This window comes from Variovorax sp. 01T439_2 (assembly GCF_056398445.1).
Genome location: NZ_JBFTPJ010000229.1, coordinates 1 through 7,689, shown reverse-complemented (window position 1 = coordinate 7,689; position 7,689 = coordinate 1). Strand labels below are relative to the sequence as shown.

Below are 7,689 nucleotides of genomic sequence, written 5' to 3'. Positions count from 1 at the left end.
GTTCACGCTCTGGCTGCCGCTCCAGCGCGGCGGGCGGTCGGCGTAGCAGGCCGGAGGCTCAATCGGCGTCGGCGTGGCCCGCGTATTGGGGCAGGTCGTCGGTGATCGTGAACCAGGGCGCCTTCGAGCCCACGAAGATGTGCGCACGCGGGCGGATCGAAGGGGCGTCCACCAGCGTGCCCAGCGTCACATGCACGAACAGGCCATCGCGCACCACCGAGTAGAGCAGCGAGCCGCAATGGCGGCAGTGCACGTCGCCCGCGTCTTCTTTGCCGAAGACCAGGAGTTCGTCCTGGCCCTGTGCAATGGCCAGCTTGTGCCGCTCGATGCCGGCGAAGGGCTTGAAGGCCGAGCCGGTCGCGCGCCGGCAGTCGGCGCAGTGGCAGTTCAGCGCATAGGCGAAGGCGTCGGCCACCGTGTAGCGCACCGCGCCGCAAAGGCAGCGGCCGGCCAGCGTGCGGTTGGCCGCGCTCTCGGGGCTGCTCACCGGACTGTCCATTGACCGAAAGGCGGCGGTTCAGCCCGCCAGGCCCACGAACACGTTCTGCACGTCGTCGTTCGCATCGATGGCGGCCAGGAACACTTCGACCTCCTCGAGGTGCTCCGCGCTGAGGCTGGCCGGATCGACCGGGTTCTTTGGCTTGTAGCCCAGCTTGGCCGACAGCACGGTGAAGCCCTGGGCCGGCAGCGCGCGGCTCACCAGGTCGAGGTCGGTCGGGTCGGTCAGGAACACCGTGGCCMCGCCTTCGCCGGCCGCCTCGAAGTCCTGCGCGCCCGCTTCGATGGCGGCGACTTCGGCATCGGCATCGGCACGCGAAGGCTCGGCCTCGATCATGCCCACGTGGTCGAAGTCCCACGACACCGAGCCCGAGGTGCCGAGCTGGCCCTTGCGGAACAGCACGCGCATTTCAGGCGCGGTGCGGTTCACGTTGTCGGTCAGGCACTCGACCATCACGGGCACCTGGTGCGGCGCAAAGCCTTCGTAGATCACATGCTCGAAGTGCACCGCCTCGCCGCTGAGCCCCGCACCCTTCTTGATGGCGCGGTCCAGCGTGTCCTTGGGCATCGAGACCTTGCGGGCCTGCTCCACCACCAGCCGCAGGCGCGCGTTGGAGGCCGGATCGGCGCCGCTGCGCGCGGCCACCATGATTTCCTTGGCCAGTTTTCCGAACAGGCGGCCCTTGGCATTGGCCGCCAGGTCCTTGTGCTTTGCTTTCCACTGTGCGCCCATGGCTGATGTTCCTTGTGTTGTGTGTGTGGCTGGATGGGCCGTTTGGGGCAACTACTTTAGCCGCAGCGCCTGGGGGCGGCCGTTTTTTCCAATCTGCGAAGGCCGGTGGTCGCCATGGCCCCGGTTTCTCGCTTGGGCGGTGCGATTGTTTCCTTTCCGTGAACGCCGTGGTTCTTTTTGCTAAGGGTTTTTACGTAGAAGACGGCGCACAATTCATCTCACAGACCGGCCCCCAAGCCGATCTGGGTGAACAGGGCCCCGAGCGAGGTGGCCGCCCCCCGATGGGACGGTGACCCACCCAAGACCGGTTCGAAATCATCCAAAGTCAAAACTGAACTGAATTGAAGGAAATCAAAATGACCGCCTCGAAGATCCTCTCCGCCGTTGCTGTTGCCCTCATGGCCGTCGCCGGTGCCGCCCACGCCGAAACCTACGAAGGCGTGCATCAGCTGACCTCGGCCGCCAGCCGCGCCGACGTCGCCGGCCAGGCCGTGGTTGCCGCGCACAGCGCCAACCCCTACGCCACCGGCGCCAATGCAGGCCCGGCCCAGGTGCTCGTTTCGTCGAACAGCCGCGATGCGGTCCGTGCAGAAGCCGCCGTCGCGGCCCGCAGCGCCGATCCGTACGCCGAAGGCGCCTCGTCGGGCGTGGCTCCGATCGTCGCCAGCACGGTGGACCGCGCCACGGTGCGCGCCGCAGCCCGCGCTGCTGCCCGCGGCGACGCTCTGCCGCTGTAAAACGGCCCCGGCGCTCGGCGAGCGCCAATCCTCCAAAAAGCCGGCCATGCGAAAGCATGGGCCGGCTTTTTGCCGTGCTCGCCGCCCCGGATGCGAGGCCCGCGGCCCGGGCGTGGCTGATTTGCCACGCAGGCAAATGCTTTCGCCTTACAAAACGGCCGCCGCCTCCAAGGGCGGACATCGAGCTTTGGCCGCAGCCCGGTACGATGGTGCCCGCCGCGGCGGGGCTGGCCGGCGCGGTTTTGGTGGCCTCCCATCCGCAAGATACCCACAACGTGAGCTGCACCCTGGTTCTGAAAGACGACGCCGGCCGCTTCGAAGCCGATGCCTTCGCGTGCCTGGCAGGTTGAACCGAGCACGCATGGCCCTCACGCTCGACCCCGAAGACACGCGCGAACGCATTCACGGCCTGGCGTGGTGCGGCTTCCATCCCGACGGCGACATCGAATGGATGATCACCGACGAGTACCTCGACCCCGACGAGCTCACGGCCGAAGACCGCGCCTGGGTCAAGGCCGAGGCCGCGCGCGCCTGCGCCGCCAAGCGCGCCGCCGAGGCTTCGTGGCCCGCCCGGACCGAATACGACCGGCTCGAAGCGGTGTTCGCCCAGCTGCGCAGCGAGAAGATCATTGCGCTGCACCGCGCCGGCAACTCGCTGGCCGACGGCCATGACGACGTGCGCGAGCAGTGGCGCGCCGCGGGCCGGCTTGCCTCGGGCATTCGCGGCTGCTGCTTCTATCACGCGCAGGACCTCGACACCGCCGTGCGCACCGGCCGCCTCTACCTCGCGTTCAGCGGCGGCATGATTCCCGAGATCGACCAGCGCGAGGCCAACACCGTCGCGGTCGGCCGGCGCATCGTCGAGCTGCTGCGCGCGGCCGGCTTCGGCGCGCAGTGGAGCGGCAACATCAACGAGCGCATCGAGGCCGACCTGGGCCAGTGGCGCAAGCGAAGCCCGTAGCCGGGCTACGGCCAGCCCTAGCAGAGCGGGCAATGGCTTGCACGAGCAGGGATCGCCGGATCGCGCCATCATCCGGCCCATGATTCCGTTCTCGATCCTCGACCTCTCCCCCATCACCGAAGGCAGCGACGCCGCGCAGTCGTTCCGCAACTCGCTTTCGCTCGCGCAGCACGGGGAGAAGCTGGGCTACCGGCGCTACTGGCTGGCCGAGCACCACGGCATGCCGGGCATCGCGAGCGCGGCCACCGCGGTGCTGCTCGCCTACGTGGGCGCCGGCACCTCGACGATCCGCATCGGCGCCGGCGGCGTGATGCTGCCCAACCATTCGCCGCTGGTGATCGCCGAGCAGTTCGGCACGCTGGAGTCGCTGTATCCGGGGCGCATCGACCTCGGCCTGGGCCGCGCGCCCGGCTCCGACCAGCGCACGGCGCGCGCGCTGCGCCGCAATCTCGAATCCGATGCCGACCAGTTTCCGCAGGACGTGGTCGAGCTCATGGACTTCATGTCGAAGGCGCCGCAGCAGCCCGTGCGCGCGGTGCCGGGCGCGGGGCTCGAGGTGCCGGTGTGGATCCTCGGGTCGAGCACCTTCGGCGCCCAGCTGGCCGCGCACCTGGGCTTGCCCTACGCCTTTGCCTCGCATTTCGCGCCGCAGCAGCTGATGCAGGCGATCCAGATCTACCGCGAGACCTTCAAGCCTTCGGCGCAGCTGCAGAAACCCCATGTGATGCTGGGCTTCAACGTGTTCGTGGCCGACACCGACGAAGAGGCAGAATTTCGCGCCACGTCGTGGCAGCAGGCCTTCGTGAACCTGCGCAGCGGCCGGCCGGGGCGCCTGCCGCCGCCGGTCGAGGGCTACCGGCAGAAGGTCGGCCCGGCCGAGAACGCGCTGCTCGATTCGGTGCTCTCGTGCTCGGCCGTGGGTTCGCCCGCCCGGGTGCGCGAAGGCGTGCAGGCCTTCATCGAGCGCACGGGCGCCGACGAGCTGATGATCACCTCGCAGGTGTTCGACCACGCGGCGCGGCTGCGCTCCTACGAGCTCTTGGCCGGCTTGCGCGGCCAGGCCTGATTCCCCCACGCCGGCCGCCCGGGCGCCGGGCTGGGACAATGGCGGGCTTATGGCAAAGCAACGGATCGTGGTGGGACTGAGCGGCGGGGTCGATTCCGCGGTCTCGGCGCACCTGCTCAAGCAGCAGGGGCACGAGGTGGTCGGCATCTTCATGAAGAACTGGGAAGACGACGACGACAGCGAGTACTGCTCGTCGAACATCGACTTCGTGGACGCCGCCAGCGTGGCCGACGTGCTGGGCATCGAGATCGAGCACGTCAACTTCGCGGCCGACTACAAGGACCGCGTGTTCGCCGAGTTCCTGCGCGAATACAAGGCCGGCCGCACGCCCAACCCCGACGTGCTGTGCAACGCCGAGATCAAGTTCAAGGCCTTCCTCGACCACGCGATGCGCCTGGGGGCCGAGAAGATCGCCACCGGCCACTACGCGCGCGTGCGGCTCGATGAGGCCACCGGCCGGCACGAGCTGCTCAAGGGGCTCGATCCCTCCAAGGACCAGAGCTATTTCCTGCACCGGCTGAACCAGGCGCAGCTGTCCAAGACGCTGTTTCCCGTGGGCGAGCTGCACAAGACCGAGGTGCGCCGCATCGCGGAAGAGATCGGCCTGCCCAACGCGAAGAAGAAGGATTCCACCGGCATCTGCTTCATCGGCGAGCGGCCGTTCCGCGACTTCCTCAACCGCTACATCTCGAAGGAGCCGGGCCCCATCAAGGACGACCGCGGCCGCAAGCTCGGCGAGCACCAGGGCCTGAGCTTCTACACGCTGGGCCAGCGCCAGGGGCTGGGCATCGGCGGCGTCAAGGAGAAGGGCGCGCAGCGCGGCTCGGGCGACCACTCGCCATGGTTCGTGGCGCGCAAGGACGTCGAGAAGAACACGCTCTGGGTGGTGCAGGGCCACGACCATCCCTGGCTGCTGTCCTCGGCGCTCGCTGCCGGCGATGCGAGCTGGGTCTCGGGCGAGGCGCCCGCGCCGGGCCGCTACGGATCGAAGGCGCGCTACCGCCAGGCCGATGCGGCCTGCGAGCTGGAAGAAGGCGGCGGCGACCCCGCGGCCAGCTTCGGCCTGCGCTTCGGCGAGCCGCAATGGGCCGTCACGCCGGGGCAGTCGGCGGTGCTCTACGACGGCGAGCGCTGCCTGGGCGGCGGGGTCATCGTCTGAGCGCCTGAGGCCGGCGCGCGGCCGCCGTCAGCGCACCGATTCGTGGACGTGGATCAGGTCGAGCGGATAGCGCTTGCCGGCCAGGTGGTCCTCGACGCACTGCAGCAGCAGCGGGCTGCGGTGCCGCGGCACGCAGGCGCGGATCTCGTCGGCGCTCATCCAGACCGTGCGCACGATGCCTTCGTCGAGCGCTCGGCCGGCTTCCTGCGCGCCGAGCGTGCCGGCAAAGGCAAAGCGCAGGTAGGTCACGTCCTCCTTGCTGCCCGTGCGGTGGCTCGAGCGCGCCATGTAGATGCCGACCAGCGCGGTGGGCGTGAAGGCGTGGGCGGTTTCCTCGAGCGTTTCGCGGGCACAGCCTTCGATCGGCGATTCGCCCGGGTCGAGGTGCCCGGCCGGAGTGTTGAGCCTGAGCCCCTGGGCGGTGTGCTCCTCGACCAGCAGGAAGCGGCCGTCCTGTTCGATCACGGCGGCCACGGTGACGTTGGGTTTCCAGCGCGGGGTCGTCATTGTCTTGGGCCCTTTTGACTACTCAATGCAGCGCGTAGCCGCTGAAGCGCCAGATGCGGTCGCTGTCGAGGTGAAAGCTCACGAGTTCGCGCAGTGTGCCATCCGGCTTGTTGCTGAAGCGGGTCTCGTACTCGATGCTGACATATTGTCCGGCCGCCTCGGCATCAGGGTCGGCCACGGCCCGGCGCTTGACCGCCACCCAGGTGCGCTGCAGCGGCGCGCCCAGCGCGGAACGGCTGCCGGAAACCTTGGCGGCGAAGTCGGTGCGCGCGATGCGCTTGCGGGTGGCGGCCGTGGCGCCGTCCCAGAGCTCGCCGGTCCTGCCCTGGTCGATCATCCGGATGGCCTGCATGCCGCCCTGCACCAGGTCGCTGGCTTCCACATCCTGCGCGGCGGCCGTACCGAAGACGCCCCAGCACAGTACGGCGGCCAGCAGCAGCCTCGCGAGAACTTTCATCGGCTTCATTCCTTTGGGGCGGCCCACGGCAGGGGCCCGAAGCCGTTTGGAGCCCGTATCGGAGCGGAGATTCCCGGGCGGGGCCTCAGCGCGCGAGGCTGTCGGGGTGCGTGCTGGCGTCGACCACTTCGAGCCGGTAGCCCAGCCCATAGATGGCCAGCAGCAGGAAGCCGCTCGCGGGCCCGAGGCCCAGCTTGGTCCGCAGGCGGGAGATGTGGGTGTCCAGCGACCGCGACAGCGCCGCCGTGCCAACGCCCCACACCGCCTCGTGCAGGTGCTCGCGCGACAGCAGCCGGCCGAGGTTCTGGAACAGGAACAGCGCGAGCGCGTATTCGCGGTTCTTCAGCTCGACGGGCGTGCCATTCACCTTGAGGACGCGCGCGGGCGGATAGAAGTGATAAGGGCCGAACACCAGCTCGGTCTCGTGCTGCGCGGGATAGGACCGGCGCAGCAGCGCATTGACCCGGGCCTCGAGCTCGGTGGCGCGCACCGGCGCGACCATGAAATCGTCGGCGCCCGCATTGAGCCCTTCGACCACGGCGGTCTCGTCGCGCGTGGTGGTCACGAAAAGAATGGGCGCGCGGCTTCGCAGCTCGTTGCGCGCGGTCTTCACGAGCTCGAGGCCGCGCATGTCCGGCGGGTTCCATTCGAGGATCAGAAGATCGAAGGTTTGCCGGCGCAGCGCCTGGAGCAAGGGACGCCCTTCGGTGTACGAGTGAGCATTCCATCCCCTTCTTCCTGCCAAATTTGCCTCTGCGGGCTTTCGAGTGAAAGAAGTGTATCTATCTGCGTCTCCGGAAAAAAGGCTTCGCGTAACTAATGCACGAAATGAAGGTATCTTTCTTGGAGTTGCTAGCAATTGCAAACAAATGCGCGCTAATTGACGACAAGCGTTGCCGGACGCCGCTGCTTGGCGGCCGGGCACGCCGAAACATGGGAGCCCGATACGGGGGAAACAACCGATGTACGGGCCCGCCGGTCCCGATGCCGCCGGCTTCGCTACCATTTATATAGCTACACATGCAATGACTACGGTCATCAAGCGGCGAACAGGCGGTGGATTTTGGCGACAGCGCAGCCGTAATCTTGCTGTAAGCTCTGGCCGCGTTCCCGTATTGCCCTTGCCCTGAGGAGATCTCTATGCTGATAGGCGTGCCTGCCGAGACGATGGCCGGCGAAACCCGCGTGGCCGTAACGCCCGAGACGGTGAAGAAACTGGTCGCCTCCGGGCACACCGTGCGCGTGCAGTCCGGGGCCGGCATTGCCGCCAGCGTCACCGATGCCGCCTACGAGGCCGCCGGTGCCGAGATCGTCAACATGAACGCCGCCTTCGCGGCCGACATGGTGCTCAAGGTGCGCACCCCCASCGAYGCCGARACCGCGCTCATGAAGCCSGGCACCGTGGTCATCGGCATGCTCAACCCCTTCGATGCGGCCGGCCTGCAGCGCCTGGCCACGGCCGGSCTCACGGCCTTCGCGCTCGAAGCCGCGCCGCGCACCACCCGCGCCCAGAGCATGGACGTGCTCTCCTCGCAGGCCAACATCGCGGGCTACAAGGCCGTGATCATGGC

11 protein-coding genes are annotated in these 7,689 nt (G+C 68.3%); 6 read left to right on the top strand and 5 right to left on the bottom strand.

What is annotated here, in order from left to right; all coding sequences use genetic code 11:
• Positions 1-58: 58 nt before the first annotated feature.
• Together AC1DOC_RS13015 and AC1DOC_RS13010 are read right to left on the bottom strand one after the other, a co-directional pair.
• Positions 59-499, bottom strand: coding sequence for a GFA family protein (locus AC1DOC_RS13015; RefSeq protein WP_018903958.1), 441 nt, complete (start codon positions 497-499; stop codon positions 59-61).
• Between the two features lie 18 nt (positions 500-517).
• On the bottom strand, positions 518-1,231 hold the full coding sequence (locus AC1DOC_RS13010; protein ID WP_478129897.1) for a YebC/PmpR family DNA-binding transcriptional regulator: 714 nt from the start codon (positions 1,229-1,231) through the stop codon (positions 518-520).
• 356 nt (positions 1,232-1,587) lie between these two features.
• Between AC1DOC_RS13010 and AC1DOC_RS13005 the strand changes: the two genes are divergently transcribed.
• The 5 genes from AC1DOC_RS13005 (at position 1,588) to mnmA (ending at position 5,154) form a co-directional block, all read left to right on the top strand.
• Entirely contained in the window at positions 1,588-1,968 is a 381-nt protein-coding gene (locus AC1DOC_RS13005; protein WP_018903959.1) for a hypothetical protein, read from the top strand.
• Between the two features lie 206 nt (positions 1,969-2,174).
• Entirely contained in the window at positions 2,175-2,318 is a 144-nt protein-coding gene (locus tag AC1DOC_RS13000) for a hypothetical protein (RefSeq protein WP_012745547.1), read from the top strand.
• Positions 2,319-2,329: 11 nt separating this feature from the next.
• Complete coding sequence (locus AC1DOC_RS12995) at positions 2,330-2,929, top strand: DUF6891 domain-containing protein (RefSeq protein ID WP_369664055.1); 600 nt, start codon at positions 2,330-2,332, stop codon at positions 2,927-2,929.
• Positions 2,930-3,008: 79 nt separating this feature from the next.
• On the top strand, positions 3,009-3,995 hold the full coding sequence (locus AC1DOC_RS12990) for an LLM class flavin-dependent oxidoreductase (RefSeq protein ID WP_012745549.1): 987 nt from the start codon (positions 3,009-3,011) through the stop codon (positions 3,993-3,995).
• Positions 3,996-4,044: 49 nt separating this feature from the next.
• The gene (mnmA, locus tag AC1DOC_RS12985; protein WP_478084427.1) at positions 4,045-5,154 is read left to right on the top strand and encodes a tRNA 2-thiouridine(34) synthase MnmA; all 1,110 of its coding nucleotides are present in this window, start codon (positions 4,045-4,047) and stop codon (positions 5,152-5,154) included.
• Positions 5,155-5,181: 27 nt separating this feature from the next.
• Here mnmA and AC1DOC_RS12980 read toward each other — a convergent pair whose 3' ends face one another.
• The 3 genes from AC1DOC_RS12980 to AC1DOC_RS12970 all read right to left on the bottom strand — a co-directional run bounded on the left by AC1DOC_RS12980 (position 5,182) and on the right by AC1DOC_RS12970 (position 6,863).
• Positions 5,182-5,661: an NUDIX hydrolase gene (locus AC1DOC_RS12980; RefSeq protein ID WP_012745551.1), complete on the bottom strand. Its 480-nt coding sequence runs from the start codon at positions 5,659-5,661 to the stop codon at positions 5,182-5,184.
• Positions 5,662-5,683: 22 nt separating this feature from the next.
• Positions 5,684-6,118 carry a DUF4019 domain-containing protein gene (locus tag AC1DOC_RS12975; protein ID WP_012745552.1) on the bottom strand — a complete coding sequence of 145 codons (435 nt, stop codon included), beginning with the start codon at positions 6,116-6,118 and terminating at the stop codon, positions 5,684-5,686.
• Positions 6,119-6,203: 85 nt separating this feature from the next.
• The gene (locus AC1DOC_RS12970; protein WP_478129896.1) at positions 6,204-6,863 is read right to left on the bottom strand and encodes a response regulator transcription factor; all 660 of its coding nucleotides are present in this window, start codon (positions 6,861-6,863) and stop codon (positions 6,204-6,206) included.
• A gap of 395 nt (positions 6,864-7,258) precedes the next feature.
• Here AC1DOC_RS12970 and AC1DOC_RS12965 point away from each other — a divergent pair.
• The coding region (locus AC1DOC_RS12965) for a Rossmann-fold NAD(P)-binding domain-containing protein (RefSeq protein ID WP_478129895.1) at positions 7,259-7,689 on the top strand (431 nt) is incomplete at its 3' end.

Bases quoted from the DNA above. Each gene is read 5' to 3' on its own strand.
- mnmA (WP_478084427.1), top strand. From the start codon at position 4,045: ATGGCAAAGCAACGGATCGTGGTGGGACTGAGCGGCGGGGTCGATTCC.
- AC1DOC_RS13015 (WP_018903958.1), bottom strand. From the start codon at position 499: ATGGACAGTCCGGTGAGCAGCCCCGAGAGCGCGGCCAACCGCACGCTG.
- AC1DOC_RS12975 (WP_012745552.1), bottom strand. From the start codon at position 6,118: ATGAAAGTTCTCGCGAGGCTGCTGCTGGCCGCCGTACTGTGCTGGGGC.
- AC1DOC_RS13000 (WP_012745547.1), top strand. From the start codon at position 2,175: ATGGTGCCCGCCGCGGCGGGGCTGGCCGGCGCGGTTTTGGTGGCCTCC.
- AC1DOC_RS12995 (WP_369664055.1), top strand. From the start codon at position 2,330: ATGGCCCTCACGCTCGACCCCGAAGACACGCGCGAACGCATTCACGGC.
- AC1DOC_RS13005 (WP_018903959.1), top strand. From the start codon at position 1,588: ATGACCGCCTCGAAGATCCTCTCCGCCGTTGCTGTTGCCCTCATGGCC.
- AC1DOC_RS12990 (WP_012745549.1), top strand. From the start codon at position 3,009: ATGATTCCGTTCTCGATCCTCGACCTCTCCCCCATCACCGAAGGCAGC.
- AC1DOC_RS12980 (WP_012745551.1), bottom strand. From the start codon at position 5,661: ATGACGACCCCGCGCTGGAAACCCAACGTCACCGTGGCCGCCGTGATC.